20 protein-coding genes are annotated in these 15294 nt (G+C 40.4%); 17 read left to right on the top strand and 3 right to left on the bottom strand.

Annotated features, from left to right (window positions below; genetic code table 11):
• The 9 genes from Q0017_RS06645 to Q0017_RS06605 are packed head-to-tail and all read left to right on the top strand — an operon-like array spanning position 1 to position 6277.
• Positions 1–873: a PD-(D/E)XK nuclease-like domain-containing protein gene (locus Q0017_RS06645; RefSeq protein ID WP_298144335.1), complete on the top strand. Its 873-nt coding sequence runs from the start codon at positions 1–3 to the stop codon at positions 871–873.
• Positions 874–893: 20 nt separating this feature from the next.
• Positions 894–2759: a recombinase RecT gene (locus Q0017_RS06640; RefSeq protein ID WP_298144333.1), complete on the top strand. Its 1866-nt coding sequence runs from the start codon at positions 894–896 to the stop codon at positions 2757–2759.
• A 53-nt stretch (positions 2760–2812) separates the two neighbouring features.
• Entirely contained in the window at positions 2813–3145 is a 333-nt protein-coding gene (locus Q0017_RS06635; RefSeq protein WP_298144331.1) for a hypothetical protein, read from the top strand.
• Complete coding sequence (locus tag Q0017_RS06630) at positions 3142–3540, top strand: hypothetical protein (protein ID WP_298144329.1); 399 nt, start codon at positions 3142–3144, stop codon at positions 3538–3540. Before Q0017_RS06635 ends, Q0017_RS06630 begins: the two co-directional genes overlap by 4 nt.
• A complete protein-coding gene (locus tag Q0017_RS06625; protein WP_298144326.1) occupies positions 3537–4070 on the top strand; it encodes a hypothetical protein in 534 nt (177 codons plus the stop codon). Before Q0017_RS06630 ends, Q0017_RS06625 begins: the two co-directional genes overlap by 4 nt.
• A gap of 33 nt (positions 4071–4103) precedes the next feature.
• The gene (locus Q0017_RS06620) at positions 4104–4595 is read left to right on the top strand and encodes a hypothetical protein (RefSeq protein WP_298144324.1); all 492 of its coding nucleotides are present in this window, start codon (positions 4104–4106) and stop codon (positions 4593–4595) included.
• Complete coding sequence (locus Q0017_RS06615; RefSeq protein ID WP_298144323.1) at positions 4582–4938, top strand: hypothetical protein; 357 nt, start codon at positions 4582–4584, stop codon at positions 4936–4938. The genes Q0017_RS06620 and Q0017_RS06615 overlap by 14 nt, the downstream gene beginning before the upstream one ends.
• A complete protein-coding gene (locus Q0017_RS06610; protein ID WP_298144320.1) occupies positions 4938–5153 on the top strand; it encodes a hypothetical protein in 216 nt (71 codons plus the stop codon). Before Q0017_RS06615 ends, Q0017_RS06610 begins: the two co-directional genes overlap by 1 nt.
• 2 nt (positions 5154–5155) lie before the next feature.
• Positions 5156–6277, top strand: coding sequence for a phage integrase Arm DNA-binding domain-containing protein (locus tag Q0017_RS06605; RefSeq protein WP_298144317.1), 1122 nt, complete (start codon positions 5156–5158; stop codon positions 6275–6277).
• A 511-nt stretch (positions 6278–6788) separates the two neighbouring features.
• Here the strand turns inward: Q0017_RS06605 and fumC are convergent.
• Positions 6789–8183, bottom strand: coding sequence for a class II fumarate hydratase (fumC, locus tag Q0017_RS06600; RefSeq protein ID WP_298144314.1), 1395 nt, complete (start codon positions 8181–8183; stop codon positions 6789–6791).
• Between the two features lie 112 nt (positions 8184–8295).
• Entirely contained in the window at positions 8296–9327 is a 1032-nt protein-coding gene (locus Q0017_RS06595) for an SDR family NAD(P)-dependent oxidoreductase (RefSeq protein ID WP_298144310.1), read from the bottom strand.
• Between the two features lie 57 nt (positions 9328–9384).
• Between Q0017_RS06595 and tusD the strand changes: the two genes are divergently transcribed.
• From tusD to Q0017_RS06570, 5 genes are all read left to right on the top strand, one after another.
• Complete coding sequence (gene tusD, locus Q0017_RS06590; RefSeq protein WP_298144307.1) at positions 9385–9753, top strand: sulfurtransferase complex subunit TusD; 369 nt, start codon at positions 9385–9387, stop codon at positions 9751–9753.
• Between the two features lie 44 nt (positions 9754–9797).
• Entirely contained in the window at positions 9798–10148 is a 351-nt protein-coding gene (locus tag Q0017_RS06585; protein ID WP_298144305.1) for a hypothetical protein, read from the top strand.
• 10 nt (positions 10149–10158) lie between these two features.
• On the top strand, positions 10159–10431 hold the full coding sequence (locus Q0017_RS06580; RefSeq protein WP_298144303.1) for a hypothetical protein: 273 nt from the start codon (positions 10159–10161) through the stop codon (positions 10429–10431).
• 10 nt (positions 10432–10441) lie between these two features.
• Positions 10442–10753, top strand: coding sequence for a TusE/DsrC/DsvC family sulfur relay protein (locus Q0017_RS06575; RefSeq protein ID WP_298144301.1), 312 nt, complete (start codon positions 10442–10444; stop codon positions 10751–10753).
• A gap of 116 nt (positions 10754–10869) precedes the next feature.
• Entirely contained in the window at positions 10870–11376 is a 507-nt protein-coding gene (locus Q0017_RS06570; protein WP_298144299.1) for a lecithin retinol acyltransferase family protein, read from the top strand.
• Between the two features lie 347 nt (positions 11377–11723).
• Here the strand turns inward: Q0017_RS06570 and Q0017_RS06565 are convergent, their stop codons facing one another.
• Positions 11724–13433, bottom strand: a complete 1710-nt coding sequence (locus Q0017_RS06565; protein WP_298144404.1) for a glutamine--tRNA ligase/YqeY domain fusion protein — start codon at positions 13431–13433, stop codon at positions 11724–11726.
• A 168-nt stretch (positions 13434–13601) separates the two neighbouring features.
• Between Q0017_RS06565 and Q0017_RS06560 the strand changes: the two genes are divergently transcribed.
• The 3 genes from Q0017_RS06560 to Q0017_RS06550 all read left to right on the top strand — a co-directional run bounded on the left by Q0017_RS06560 (position 13602) and on the right by Q0017_RS06550 (position 15272).
• Positions 13602–14111 (top strand): peptidylprolyl isomerase, encoded by a 510-nt coding sequence (locus Q0017_RS06560; protein WP_298144297.1) that lies wholly within the window; start codon positions 13602–13604, stop codon positions 14109–14111.
• A gap of 113 nt (positions 14112–14224) precedes the next feature.
• A complete protein-coding gene (locus tag Q0017_RS06555; protein ID WP_298144296.1) occupies positions 14225–14956 on the top strand; it encodes a UDP-2,3-diacylglucosamine diphosphatase in 732 nt (243 codons plus the stop codon).
• 169 nt (positions 14957–15125) lie between these two features.
• Positions 15126–15272 carry a hypothetical protein gene (locus tag Q0017_RS06550; RefSeq protein WP_298144294.1) on the top strand — a complete coding sequence of 49 codons (147 nt, stop codon included), beginning with the start codon at positions 15126–15128 and terminating at the stop codon, positions 15270–15272.
• Positions 15273–15294 lie beyond the last annotated feature (22 nt).

Here is a 15294-nt window from a genome sequence, read left to right as displayed (position 1 = left end):
ATGAATGCTATGACCCAAATGCTAAATACGGCATACATGGTTGAGCGCATGAGCAATGAGGCTTACCACAGTCGCCCTGAATTTAGCTCAAGCCAGCTTAAAGACTTACTTCGCTCTGGTGCTCACTTCTATGTCAACAACGTGACCAAAGAAGCCAAAAAAGAAAGCTCAGCAGCTATGAACTTTGGCACCTTAATTCACACCATGTTTTTAGAGCCTGAATGCTTTAACGATGAGTTTGTTATTGCACCTGAATTTAACCGCCGTACCAAAGATGGCAAAGCACAAGCCGAAGCATGGGAAGCTGCCAATGTTGGCAAAATGCTTGTGACTCAAGAACAAGTTGAGAACGCTTGTCGTGCTGCTGAGCAATTACGCAGCTTAAGCTCATACAAAGTCATGCAGAACAATTACTGCTTAAATGAAGCGAGTATTTTCTTTACTGATCCTGTATATGGCTTACAACTCCGTATTCGTCCTGACTCTCATATTCCACCATGTCATGCCCTACCAAACGGCTTGATCTTGGATGTGAAGTCAACCACAGATGCACGTCCACATGGCTTTTCTAAAAAGTGTGCTGATTTTGCCTATGACCTCAGTGCAGCCATGTACCAAGAGGGATTTCAGCAGTATTACAACACAGAGCAAAAACCCGATTTCCTTTTTCTAGTTGTTGAAAGTAGTACCCCTTTCAACGTCAAACAGTACAAGGCAGACGACATTTTTCTTGCTGTAGGTGCTAAGCGTTACGAGCAAGCCAAAGAGAACCTTGCCGAATCGCTTTTACTCAATGAGTGGGATGGTTACTCAACCGAATTAGAAGAAATCTCACTGCCAAATTATTTAGTAAACAAAGCTTTAGATTTTTAATTTTTATAGGAATACATAATATGAATACTCAAGTACAAACTCGCCAAACTAGCCCTGCTGCTTCTTTCAATGCTTTCATGCAAAAGCATAAAGCTCAGCTTGAATTGGCTTTACCTAAGCACCTTAACGCAGATCGCATGGTGCGCTTATCTTTAACTGCATTTAGTCAAAATAAAGCTTTGCAACAATGTGACTCTAAAACAATCTTTGCCAGCATTATTGTAGCTTCTCAACTTGGTTTAGAACCTGGTGTAAATGGCCAAGGTTATTTAGTGCCTTATAAAGGTGTTTGTACTTTTATTCCCGGATGGAAAGGTCTTGTTGATCTTGCGAACCGTGGCGGACGTTGCACTGTTTGGACTGGTGCTGTTTACGAAGGTGATGAATTTGATTACATGCTAGGCGATGCACCTTACTGTAAACATAAACCATGTGGCGAATTTGAAGAATCTAAACTGACCCATGTTTATGCAATCGGTCGTGTTAAAGATTCAGAAATGCCTGTTATTGAGGTGTGGCCTGTTAAAAAAGTGTATGCTCACTTCAAGAAAAATGTGGTCCCTGCATTACAATCTAACCACTATTCTAAAAAGCACTTTGAAGCTTATGCCAAGAAGGTTGCCTTACTTCAAGTCTTAAAATACATGCCACAATCCATTGAAATGTCGAATGCAATGGATGTTTCATACGCTGCTGAACAAGGTAAAAACATCACAATCGATGGCGATTTTGTCACTGTTGAAGATAATCAGCATGTAGAGAATGATGCACCTCACATTGAAGCATACCAACAGCCACAGCAAATCGATCAACCTGCGGTCTATGCCCAACAACCACAGCAGCAGCACCATGAGCAACAACCACAAGAGCAGGTACAAGAAGAGAGTCTTAAGCCAACTTTCGCCATGATCAAGCACAGTATTTTAACTGTGAAATCCCCTGCTCATTTAGATTTCTGCGAAGAACAAGCACTGGATCATGACAATAGTGAAGAACGTAAACAGCTTATGCAGCTTGTACGTGCCCAGCGTGAAAAGTTTAATCCTACCCAAGCTGTGGCAACGCAAGTGGTGGAAGCAAAAAAGCCTGAGCCTCAACCCGAAACCGAGCAGCAACCAGAACAACCTATCGAGAAAAAACCAACTTCTCGCGAACTTAGACGTACTTATGCCAAAGCACTAAATACAGCTACGACTCGGGCGGATGTTATTAAAGTTGCCAAAGAAATTGATGTTGATAACAGAATAACGGATGCGGATCGTAAATATTTGATTGATAACATTCAACAAGTCGAAGCAGAGTTCACACCTGCAGAAGAAACAACGGCATTTCAGTTCAATGAAACTGCCTTAGAGGTGACTAAGTTTAAAGAACAGATTGAAGCTGCTCAGACACCAGAAGCACTCACCAAGATTCGAGCGACATTTGCAGCCAATGGCACATTCAGCGATGACCAACATGCAGAACTTAACACGGCGCTTAATCAGAAAATGGCCACACTGACCAAGCCTAAAACGGTGGATGTAGCAAAGAGCCAAGCTATTGCCACCAATTTAACCAAAATGATTTCTGATGCTGCCACAGTTGAAGTTTTAGAGACAACTATTGCCCCATCGATCAACGCACAATCTAGTCAAATGACTGTTGAACATTTGAATCAAGTTAAGTCTACCTACGCTGAGCGTAAGACATTCTTAGAAAATCAAATCAGCATGTTTGATGATAGCTACTACGAAATCGCTGTAGAGAAAATCCAAAGTGCGACAAGTGAACAAGATGTCTTTGACGTTACGATGAGTCCTGATTTTGCAGAGCTAGACCAAGAAGAAAAACGCATGCTCAACAGTATGGCTAACCAAAAATTAAATGAGCTGCAACAAGGTTAACCACACACGGCGCACGGTCAGACGTGTGCCCTTTTAAAAATGAGGGTAAGTCAATGAAATATAAATTTGATGTAGAGCCTCAGCGTCCTGATGTTTTACATGCTGAGTTGTTAAAGCCTTTTACTGTGTTCTTGGTGAATGGTGGTCGTTTGGGTACACCACGTGGTAATCGCATTGAATATAAGTCCACAAAAGGTAAATCGGTGTTTATCAATATGGGTACTGGTGAGCTTTGTAAAAATGGTAAAGAGCAATACACGCTGTTTTTACGCGCATATTTGCGTAAGGGTTTTGAATTTATTAAGGATTTAAACAAGCAGGCTGATGCAAAGATTGCAGCAGGTAGTCAGTGTTTTGTAGTACGAGTTAAGAAGGTGGCAGCATGAACTCACAAATAAAACAAGGATATGCTGACGCGATTGCTCAGTACTTAGCAAGTGGTGGAAAAATTACACCTGCAGTCAATAGTAGTAAAGCACCAAGCTTTAATCCTAACCTGCCCACTGGTGGTCTTGAGAATTTTCAGCTTCGCAAGGAAGCCGAGCAAAAAGGACTTAAGTCTTATTCAACGCTTGTGCCGTGCGAAAAGTGCAATACGTCAGAGCGTTCAGTCAAAACAAATGCTTGTCTTGCTTGTGATCGACGTAGAGCTCGATCAAAAACAGGCTTGAGTGACAAGAGTCTGCAAGATGTTGGTCTCTACTTACTAGATAGCGGCAAGTCTATTGAGTTCACCAGTGGCGGCCAAACGTACGTATTAAAAATTGAGGTGGCGGCATGATCGAAACACTACGTGAAATGGAAGCTGCACGTCAGGAAATGAAGCGTAAGGCTTTCTTGGTTGAATTAGAGGGTCGTGGTTTCAATTTTACTGACAAGTCGCATGATGAGTTTGGTTTTAATGATGAAACTCTCAATATGGTTTGGGAAATGTGGCAAGCAGCTCAGGAGCAGATGCTTCAAGATCTTTACCAAGATAGAAAAAATGGCTTTTTTAGCTACGATGGTTGCGGGAATTACATGCGCCACGAAAACCTGCTTGAAGCCAAAATTGAAGCTGAGTCAGCCGTTAGTTATTTTGAAGATCAGCTTGGTGATGGTTCGTTTCACCCAGATGGAGACGGTAATTTTCAAGATGTTGGGTATGGTGTGATTTTGGGTACCTCAAGTTATTCAGTTGATCATGTTGTTACTCAGGATGATGTAGACAATGGCGAGTATTCATACCCTGTGGGCACAGAAATTCTATCGCTGAATCTGGTGGATTTTGTTCGTGATCAACCAATAACCAATACACCACCTCTTAATTGAGGTGGTAGTGAAAAACTATTCGGGATTAGAAAAATGAAAAATCAAGCACCAAAACCTTTAGATCAAATGTCCCCTGCTGCACGTTGGGAGTGGTTTGAGCGTCAGCAGCGAATTTTAGTAAAAGCGGTTGCGGATGGTAAAACCATAAAACTTGGCGGTGACTCTCTTGCGGCTTACGTCTACATGATGCAGCTTAATGAACTTAAGCAATGCGAAGCAATCACCATGCACCACAATGCTGTTGTAACCATGGCTTGTGCTGCCATCGAAGATCCTGAAGTGGCTCAAGATTGGTTACTTGAAGCATTAGATCAAGCTGATTGTGCCGAATGGCAAATGTATGAATCTGCCCAAGAATTTTTCAATCGTAATCGTTTGGCATGGCCTGAATCTCAGGAAGATCATCGTAAAAATGTTGCACAGAATAAGATTGTCGCCAGAGAAGATTCTGAAAAATTTGCTGTGTGGTATGAAGAAAATGTGATGTCTAAATTACGTGGGGAGCAAGCCGATGCAAGCGAATAAAATAATAATTAAGCGCCTTGGTTATGAAAAAGCCAAGGTTATGCTTCAGGGCTTGGGTAATGAGTATGATGCTGCATTACTTGAGTACCGCCGCCAACATAATATTTTTGAGGTGGGCGACCCTGTAATACGCAAATGGAATAATCAACTATACTGGATTATTTCAGATATTGATAATGGCTCTGAGTTTTTAATACACAAGAATAAGGATGCTAAGTTTAAGGATTGCAAAGTTTGCGAGCTTCATTGCAATTTATCACACGCCACCGATGCTGAAATCGAAGCTTATTGTCGTCTTGATCTGCCTGAGTCAGTGGTCAAAAGTTTGGGAGAGGTGTCGTAGTGACTTGTTTAATCAAAGTTTCTGAGTTTATTAAACGTGTTTATGGTGAAGATGGTACTCCGCCTGCTCCACAGACAATTACACGCATGTGCCGACGTGGTGAGCTTCCAGCTGAACAAAAAGGCTTCGGTAGTCGAAAAACTTGGTATATCAATTGGACTGCATACACTAAGCTAACCGGCGATGACTTAGTAGATAAAGTCCTTAGGAGTTAAATATGTCTCGCCCACGCGCAAAGAGAAATAAGGATCTGCCTGCGAATCTATATCGCGGGAAAGGTACTACTTGGCGCTATCGTCACCCATTAACTGGTAAATACCATGGTATGGGTACCGACAAAAACAAGGCAATTACAGCTGCACGAAAATTAAATGACATGCTTATCCCAGCAGGTGACCTTGTATCATCTGTTATGGGTGAGGTTACTTTTGGAGAATTCTCAACAAAATTCTTGGCTGAAAAACGTAGAAAAGATGGTAAACCGTTGGCAGCTAACTCTATTAGGACTTATACACATAGTTTAGGACAATGTAAGAAATGGGATAAACGCCCTCTTTCTTCAATTACCTTACTAATGGTCAATAGACTGCTTGATAGCTTACCTGCTTCTACAAGCATTGAAACTCGTAGCCTGCTCATTCAAATCTTTGACTTGGCCATTAGCAAAGGGCTCGTCACCGAAAATCCCGCGGCTCAGACTATTAAGCGATATCGTATTAAACAGCGTAAGCGTCATACCATAGAAGGACTGGCTAAAATTCGAGATGCCTCACCACAATGGTTAAAAAATGCAATTGATCTAGCATTACTTACTACTCAACGTCGAATCGATATCATTAATATGAAGTGGGACGATATCAAGGATGGCTATTTATACGTAGCCCAAGAGAAAACAACGGATGATCCAGAAGATGACTTTGAATTATTAGAAGGTGCTGGATATGTACGTATTAAGATCAATAATGAGCTAAAACGTGTTTTAGATCGATGCAAAGATAAAGTCGCTAGTCCTTTTATTATTCACCGTGTTCCAAAAGGTAAAACCCAAAATCACACGCAATACAAGGAGCACTGGACGCAGCTCGAACCACAATATGTATCTAGAGAATTTCTCAAAGCCAGCAAAGCTGCACATGCATATCCTGAACTGAGCGGTCGCCAACTCCCAAGCTTCCATGAAATCCGCGCATTAGCAATTTTCTTGCACAAAAAATCAGGAAAATCCGCGCAGACACTTGCAGGTCATGCAACAGAGAAAATGACAGAGCTTTACGCCTCAGGACACGAAATTATCTGGAATGATGCTGACATAGGAATTGATTTGCCATTTAAAAATTAGAACTAATAAAATTCAAAGCTAGCCACTTTATTGTGGCTTTTTTATTGGCTGATTTGACTAAAAAAGTCGATGCAAAACTATCTGCTAAGTTATTGTTTTCTATGGTTTCTATTTGTTCGATTTTTCCTATTATTTTAAGTATAAATACACCTTAAAATCCAATTAAAACAACAACTTAATTCTTTACCATTTATATGTTAAATAAATAGAAAGCATTGAGAGAACCTGTAAGTAAGATGCTGTTTTTCATAAACTTAATATAAATATTAGAATTGAAAATCCACAGCCATAAAAATCAACAGGTATTTTAACAACTATGAGAGCTTATTCAATCGTTTTAACTCATGCTGTTTCAATTGCTTTAAAAAATCACAATTTCATACTCTATTTCTTGCTTTAATCTGCTTAAAGGGTATTTAGTTAATCTAAACACCCCCTAAAATGTATGTAAAAGTAGCTTATCAATAAAAGTCTACCTATCGATATATAAGCTTTTTTTGCAGTTGATTCGCTACTGAGCCTTAGGTGCAATCATCTGTTCAGGTTTGACTACTGCATCAAACTGCTCTTCTGTCACCAAGTTCAGCTCAACTGCCACTTGTTTTAAGGTCTTCCCCTCTTGATAAGCCGTTTTTGCCACTTTTGCAGCATTTTCATAACCAATGACTGGATTTAATGCAGTGACCAACATTAATGAATTATGCAAGAAATAATCAATTTTTTCACGATTAGGTTCAATCCCCACGGCGCAATGCTCATTAAAACTATTACATGCATCACCTAATAACTGAATGGATTGTAAGAGGTTATAGGCGATGACAGGCATAAATACATTCAGCTCAAAATTACCCGATGCACCTGCAACATTAATGGTGGTGTCATTACCCAACACTTGTGCCACCACCATAGTCATGGCTTCACTTTGGGTAGGATTGACTTTACCTGGCATAATACTTGAACCCGGCTCATTCTCAGGAATGGAAATTTCCCCAAAACCACAGCGCGGTCCACTCGCCAACCACCGAATATCATTGGCAATTTTATTTAAACTTACCGCTAGCGTTTTTAAAGCACCTGACGCAAACACCGCAGCATCACGCGCAGCTAAAGCTTCAAATTTGTTTGGTGCAGTCACAAATGGCAAGCCGGTTAAATCTGCCAATTGCATTGCTGCTTGATGAGCATAATCAGGATGGGCATTTAAGCCTGTGCCTACAGCAGTTCCGCCCAATGGCAATTCATATAGACCTTCTAAAGCTTGATCCAAACGTTTTAAAGCATGGTCAAGTTGCGATACATAACCACTAAATTCTTGCCCCAAAGTTAATGGGGTGGCATCTTGCAAATGGGTACGACCAATTTTCACGATCTGATTAAACTGTTGCGCCTTGCTATTTAAAGTTTCACGTAGCGCATGAACTGCAGGAATCAAAAGTTCATGCATTTGTAGACTGGCTGCCACATGAATTGCAGTTGGAAAAGAATCATTGGTGGATTGAGCACGATTCACATGGTCATTGGGATGTACAGGCTGTTGAGCACCTAAAGCATGCCCTAGTTTTTGATTGGCGATATTGGCAATCACTTCATTACAATTCATATTGCTTTGTGTACCAGAACCCGTTTGCCACACCACCAAAGGAAATTGACTGTCCCATTGCCCCTCAATCACTTCATCCGCCGCTTCAACAATATAATCTGCCAAATGCTGAGGAAGCTGTTGTAAATTGGCATTGGTTTTTACTGCTGCTTTCTTAACCAAACCCATGGCACGAATCATGGCACGAGGTAAACGCTCATGACCGATTTTAAAGTTTTGTAGACTGCGTTGGGTCTGTGCGCCCCATAATGCTGCACTTGGTACAGCCACTTCACCCATCGTGTCATGTTCAATACGTGTTGACATGTCTCACCTCTATTTTTATACAGTTATTGGCTTTAGCACACATCGACATGCTATGGCTGGAGATGAGTAGCTTAATTCACCCTTAGCAATAAGTAAATGATAATCATTTATATTATTGTCCCTGTAGGACGTTTTGATAAAACAACCATTGATCTAAAATCATTTTGTCTAAATCATGCTGTGGCTGCCACTGCAAAATGTCTTGGGCTTTATTGGATTGACTGCCCAATTGAGCGGGCTCTAGCGTATCCATGGCGATGGCAGCTTGCGTTGCAATAGGTTTTTGGGTGACCTGTGCAATAGGTTTTTGGGTGACCTGTGCAATTTTTGCCACCAATTGCTGCATAGAAATCACGTCACCTGCAATATCAAAAGCCTCACATACATTCTGCTGTTGAAACAACCACGTTAAACTTGCAATCACGGCGCGAGATGCATCCATCACATGTAAAAAACTACGCTCTGCGGTATGATCTAGCGTTGCTGCATCTTGGCGCAACTCCACCACGTCACGCTGTTGTGCTGCAACCTGTAAAGCAAGCGGTAAAATATTCTTTGGCAGTGGTGCCACCATCTCACCTAAAACTCCATTACCAAATGCACCACCAATGTTGGCAAGCCGCAAGATCGCGATCTTCCATTCGTTATCGGTCGCAAAGGTGTCTTGAATAATCTGTTCCATCATTTGCTGTGACTTAATATACGGGTTTGGATAGTTATACTGTATGGCTTGTTGCTCATTGAGTTGTAAACTTGACATACCATACACAGCAAGACTCGACACATGCACTAAATGACGCACACCTGTACGTTGCATAGAACGCAATAAACTCATAATGCCACTAATATTGTCGTTGTAATATTCTAGTGGTTTGAGCGCCGATTCGTGAATAGATTTAAACCCTGCACAATGCACAACAGCATCAATCGAATATTGTTCAAAAACTTTATTTAAGGCTGGCGTATTTCGGATATCCAACTTTACAAAAGGCACAAACATGCCTGAGCTATACTCAAGGCGTTGTAAAATTTGTACATTGGCGTTGGAAAGATTATCCACAATGACCACTTCTTGGCCTTGTGCCATGAGGCTTAACGCAATGTGAGAGCCAATAAAGCCTAAACCACCCGTGACGAGAATCATTGTATACTACCCTTATCATTATGAAGTCTAAGGTCCTATTGAGGACCATGAAATACCATGTCTACTCTATTACTGATTACCTCCGCACCAAGCAGTATTCATGCTTGGCACGCTTTGGGTCTTGCCGAAGCGTTACAGGCAAAACAACAGCCATTTCGCGTGTTTTTTTACCAAGATGGTGTCTATGTGGCCAATAGCCTACAATGGCAACCGGATGATCAACGAAATTTAAGCCATGCATGGCAAAAACTTGGCATTCGTTTGCCAGTATGTGTCAGCGCAGCTTTAGCACGTGGCATTACTGATGCTGAAAATGCCAAGCGTCACCAACTCGATCATCACAATCTTGCAGCGCAATTTGAGCTGGTGGGCTTAGGTGAACTTGCTGATGCTGTTCAAGAAGCCGTACGTATTGTTCAATTCTAAGTGGTTATATTTGCAACATTGTTGCGTTTAAAAAGGTAAATTGTGTGAAATCTGTATTGGTTATTTTAAGCCATGCTAATTTAAGCAGCTTGCAAGTCCATGAAAGTTTATCGGCCACCATGGTGTTGGCCACCTTTGGTTGTGAAGTGAACGTTTTATTGCAAGATGCGGCATTAAGTTTATTACAAAGTGATGTCGCTTTTGATACGCTTAAACATGCCTTTAAAGTGGCATCAAATATGGTCGATAGCTTTGAATTTTATGATCTCACCCCAATTTTGGTTGAACACAAGCAAGCTCATCATGCTTTTGTAAAAAATAGCAACCAAGATATTGAAATGATTGATTTTAATGCTGATTTTGTATCTCAGTTTGATCATGTCTTATATTGGTAAGGGGTAAAAAATGTCAAATTGTCTTTATTTAGTACAATCGTCTTATCACGCAACCCCTCACATGATACAACAGATTGCGAAATTGTATCAAAATGGTGATTGTGTCGTGTTAATGGGAGATGCGGTGCTGCATGCAGACTTATACTGTCATGATTATCGCTGTGCGATTTTAGATGCAGATGCAGGCATGTTACTCAGTGTTCCAAGCCAAGTGAAGGTCTTGTCTTATGCAGATTTTGCTGATTTAACTTTGAGCTATTCACGTTGTATGCGTTTGCAATAAAGAGGATGTTATGAGTTTAGCGTTAGATCAAGATGGTCATTTAGTCGACTATACCCTCTGGAATGAAGAGGTAGCTCAACAATTGGCGCAAAGCCTTGAGATTGAGTTAACCGAATGGCACTTTGCAGTATTACATGCAGTACGTGCTTTTTACCAGCAATTTGGGCACTCCCCTGCAACGCGACCTTTAATCAAATTTTTGATGAAAACAGTCAGTGCAGATATTGACAACGCTGTGTTACAAGCACGTTTTAATACAGGTTTGGTTGCACGTCATTTAAGTCGTTTGGCCGGTGTGCCAAAACCTGCCAATTGTTTGTAATTAACATCAGCCAAGCACAGGTTTGGCTGATTTCACAATGTTTACAATTTGTGTCGTTTAATTCTAAGCATTGGCTTAAACTTAATAGGTTATTTGGCTTTTTCTTTTAGTTGAGCATGCAGCAACGCGTTAAAATTCGTTTTCCTCTAGGTGCACATTTAGTGGTCAGACACTTAGGCTATTCACATCATGGTATTTACGCCGGACGTGGTCGCATTATTCATTACTCAGGTTTTGCTCATCTGTTTAAAAAGCATCCGATTGAAATTACCAGCTTACAAAAATTTAGTCGTGGTAAAAATATTGACGTGCAAACTTACTTAACCCCTAAATATCAAGGTCGTAAAGTGGTACGCCGTATGCGCTCGCGTATGCACGAGAATAACTATCATTTAATTATCAATAATTGCGAGCATTTATGTACTTGGGCCATTACTGGCGTGGAAAGTAGTCCGCAAGTGTTTGCCATGATGCATCGTTTAACCACGATTGGCTATATCAGCTCTGTTTTAAGTTATATGAACGGGATGCTGCTGACCATTACCACCACCTGTTTTGCGTTGGTGTTCTATATTAAGAAAAAATTACGTGATAAAGCCAAGCAATTACACAAGTTAAAATAAAAAAAGCCCCACCGTGGTGGGGTTACGAGAAACTTAAAATAATATTTCATCTAAAATATGCTCGATATTTAATCTCAAGTCAATTTTATTGCCCATTTGGCGACCAAAGTCGTAATTGTTTTGCTATTTAATGCCCTATCCACCAAGCTCATTTATGAGCATAACTTAGATGAAGTGATCACATGAAAGCCACATCAAGGCGCTTAAGCTGTAAAAAAAGTACCACTCACTTTCGCCTACTCATGATTAAAATTAAAAAAAGCCCAACCGAAGTTGAGCTTTTAAACTGATTGCTCAAGTTCAAATTGAGCAATTATATTCAGACAACGCCATGCTTTGTTTTAACCTCATTTAGGTTTAAAACTGTCTTTTAAATCTAAAATGCGGTTAAACACGGGTTTTTCAGCAGTGTGGTCGTGTTGATCTGCAACGAAGTAACCTTCACGTTCAAATTGGAAGCGATCTTCTGGTTGAGCTTGCGCCAGTGCAGGTTCTACAATAGCTTGAAGCACTTGCAACGAATCTGGATTTAAGTTCGCTAAGAAGTCATCACCGACTTCTGGATCGGATTCAGTGAATAAACGGTCATAAATACGCACTTCAGCTTTTACGCCTTTGCTTGCAGATACCCAATGAATCACGCCTTTTACCTTACGACCTTCAGGGTTTTTACCTAAAGTTTCAGGATCAATTGAACATTTTAGCTCAACCACTTCGCCATTTTCATCTTTAATCACTTCATCGCATTTAATCACGTAAGCGTGACGTAAACGCACTTCACCACCCGGAATTAAACGTTTAAAGCCTTTTGGTGCGATTTCTTCAAAGTCTTTACGATCAATGAAGATTTCTTGTGTCAGTGGAATGATGCGTTCACCCATGTCTACATTTGGATGACGTGAATGGGTTAAATCCATGTCGGTAGGCAAGTTGGTTAAAGTGACTTTGAGAGGATTTAAGACCGCCATACCGCGACTTGCTGTGTTTTCTAAAGATTGACGGATACAGAATTCAAGCATGGCCACATCAACAATACTGCCATCGACTTTAGTTACACCCACACGCTTACAGAAATCACGTAAACCTTCAGGGGTAAAACCACGGCGACGCATACCCACAACAGTTGGCATACGTGGGTCATCCCAACCATTGACAAAACCACCTTCAACCAATTTACGTAATTTACGTTTAGAGGTAATGGTGTAATCGACGTTTAAACGGCTTGATTCGTACTGACGCGGTACAGATGGTGATTGTACTTTTGCCACAACCCAATCATAGAATGGACGATGATCAACAAACTCTAAAGTACATAATGAATGGGTAATGCCTTCAATAGCATCAGACAATGGATGCGCATAGTCATACATTGGGTAGATTTTCCAAGTATCACCGGTTTGATGATGACTTGAATGCAAAATACGGTACATAATTGGGTCACGCATATGTACGTTTGGTGAGGTCATGTCAATTTTAGCACGCAGTACCGCTTGACCTTCTGCATATTCCCCACTGCGCATTTTTTCAAAACGCTCAAGGTTTTCTTCAACTGTGGCATCGCGTTGTGGTGAGTTTTTACCTGGTTCAATAAAGTTACCGCGGTTTAACTTAATTTCTTCTGGGCTTTGTAAATCAACGTAAGCATCGCCTTGTTGAATCAGCTGTACTGCCCATGTATACAGTTGATCAAAATAGCTTGATGCATAACGTGGCGCGCCATCCCAATTAAAGCCTAACCATTTTACATCGTTGGCAATACCATCTACATATTCTTGTTCTTCAGCATCTGGGTTGGTGTCATCAAAACGTAAGTTACATGCACCGTTAAATTCTTCGGCAATTCCAAAGTTTAAACAAATTGCTTTTACATGTCCGATATGTAAATAGCCATTTGGCTCTGGTGGAAAACGTGTCAATACCTTTTGGGTACGACCCTCGGCTAAATCATCAGTAATGATTTGACGAACAAAGTCTAAGCCCGGCTGTTGTCCTTGCTGCGCAGCATCGACTGAGGCAGTGGTATTTGGCAAAGACGCAACAACATCATTTGGCTTCATCACAGTAAAATCACTTCTAAAATAAAAAATTAGGATAATTAAAACGCGTTTTTCAGTTTTTCACAAAGAAATTCACGTTTTTTGCTTGCTATGTAGTTTACAGTTTGCTTATGCTTCTCTCAACCAAAAAACCCATGGCTTTAGTGTCCATGTTTAGGAGATTACCCAATGAGTTTTCCTCAAGTTGAATTAAACACCAATAAAGGCCGTGTTGTTCTTGAACTTAACACAGAAAAAGCACCAAAAACTGCTGAAAACTTCCTACAATATGTACGTGATGGTTTCTATGACGGCGTTATCTTCCACCGTGTCATTGATGGTTTCATGGTTCAAGGCGGCGGCATGGACGAAAACTTCAAAGAAAAAGCAACACGTGATGCAATTGAAAACGAAGCAGACAACGGCTTAAGCAACGATGTAGGTACGGTTGCAATGGCACGTACACAAGCACCACACTCTGCATCTGCACAGTTCTTCATTAACGTATCAAACAACACTTTCTTAAATCACACGGGCAAAACTGCACAAGGTTGGGGTTATGCTGTATTTGGTAAAGTAGTTGAAGGTATGGACATTGTGAACGAAATTAAAGGCGTTCGTACAGGCAACCGTGGCTACCACGCTGATGTTCCTTTAGAAAACGTAGTAATTGAATCTGCAAAAATCATTTCTGAATAATTTTAACTCCTCCCTATCCCTCTTTTAATAAACGAAGGAATAATCACTGTCTTGTATGTGATTATCCTCCCTTTTATAAAGGGAGGTCGGGAGAGATTAAAAAGGAATCGATTGTGACCTATCTGTTTATCGCTGATTTACATTTGTCACCCCAATACCCTCGATTAACTCGAGGGTTTTTGGATTTATTACACCACTATCAACATTGCAATACACAGCTGTATATTTTAGGTGATTGGTTCAATGCATGGATTGGTGATGACCAAGACAGCCCATGGCTTGATGACATTGTTAACGCATTAAACGCATTTCGTGCTCAGGGCAACGAGATCTTTTTTTTAGTGGGTAATCGTGATTTTGCCTTAGGACAAAAATTTCTAGATCGCTTTGGTGGCACTTTATTAAATGAAGTGACTACACTTAAGCTTGGTTGTGCGACCGTGCGCTTAGAACACGGCGATGGTTTATGTACCGATGATATTTCTTATCAGCGCTTTAAAAAAATTATCCGCAACCCTATATTACTTAGGCTATTAAAAGCCACACCTTTAATTTTTAGACAAAAACTAGCCAATGGTTTTCGTAAAAAAAGTCAGCAAGCCAATCAAGTCAAAAGCTATAGCATCATGGACGTCAACCAACAAGCTGTAGAACATGCCCTAGAAAATGTAGATATTCTCATTCACGGACATACCCATCGTCCAAATATTCATGATGTACAGGGTAAACCACGTATTGTGCTAGGAGATTGGCGTGAAGAAGAAGCACAAATTTTAGTGATCGATGATCAAACAGACCTGCAAAAATTAACACTTACAACATGGGTCTATGCGTTAGTTGCTTAAGGAGTTTTAAAAGCAAGCCACATTTTTTAACTGTATTTATCTTGGTTGGATTTTTAAATATTGATGCAGCTTTAACCGCTTTTATTGATGCTTATTTTGATTATCCTACTGCTCAGTCTATCTTGTTTGATTTATGAAATCATACATTTCTCTCATAAAAAGAAAAAACATGCTTGATTTAGAGCAAAATAATAAGGTTTTCATTCATAAATTGACTCAATTATCTTACGAAGAAAAAAATATTTTAGCTTTATTTGTGAATGACAAAGTGCAACAGAAAAGTCTGAATCCAGATGATCAAGCCGTGGCTTGGTGACAAAATATCAAATTTATTCATT

This window comes from uncultured Acinetobacter sp. (assembly GCF_947624825.1).
Classification (GTDB): domain Bacteria; phylum Pseudomonadota; class Gammaproteobacteria; order Pseudomonadales; family Moraxellaceae; genus Acinetobacter.
Note: the sequence above shows the minus strand (reverse complement) of the source record. Positions and strands in the feature narration are given on the sequence as shown.